Here is an 810-nt window from a genome sequence, read left to right as displayed (position 1 = left end):
GTTGTGTGTAAGCTGTAAAAACCATAAATGATTGACATATATAAAATTGAAGATCTTTTTTTCGATAAACTTGGTTGTCATTTTATAAAATTCACCTCAATGTATACCAATAACGATGATGACTATTTTGGGGACAATTATTATGAAATATCGCAAAGACAACTTATAAATGGAATTGAAAATATAGTAGAAAGAGATTGGTTTGAAAAACCTTCACTGACTTTCGAACTCGACAAAATTTGCGGTACACAAATTGAAGTAGACGAATTTATAGGTCCTTACTTTGATGAAAAATCAAATAGCCTATTGCTGCGTGGAATAAAACAGTGGTATAGTCATTATTTCATTTATCCATATGAGGAGAATTTTAAACTTCGGGTAACTCCCCCCGAAATTGATTTAAACACAACGCCATGTTTTTCATCATGTTTCGAGAGAGAAAAAAGAAAATCAAATATTGAACTAAATAATTTATTTCTAGAAATAAAAAAAGAGTTGTTGGATATTGAAAAACCTGAAATCATATTTTGGAATGATAAATGGAGTAATTATTTCGACCATCACACAAATTATTGCAACAGTCTCATATGGACTTTGTTTTATCCAAAATCTGAATTAACGATATTATTAATAACAGAACCGTACGATTATTAATAACAGAACCTCACATAAAAAGCCTACACACAACAACGGCTATAATCCATTGCTAACACCCTACTCTACCAAAAAAATACTAACTTTAACCAGCTACAATTCCTACTCGGAAAATCCTACGGATTTTACTCGCAACGGAATTATAGCCCAACCGTT

At 31.1% G+C, this 810-nt stretch carries 1 protein-coding gene; it reads left to right on the top strand.

Annotation, left to right across the window (positions count from 1 at the left end; translation table 11 throughout):
- Nucleotides 1-27 precede the first annotated feature (27 nt).
- Entirely contained in the window at nt 28-654 is a 627-nt protein-coding gene (locus tag AC6I5C_RS17810; protein ID WP_497906349.1) for a hypothetical protein, read from the top strand.
- Nucleotides 655-810: the final 156 nt, after the last annotated feature.

Source organism: Mangrovimonas sp. sgz306409, from assembly GCF_059735265.1.
Note: the sequence above shows the minus strand (reverse complement) of the source record. Positions and strands in the feature narration are given on the sequence as shown.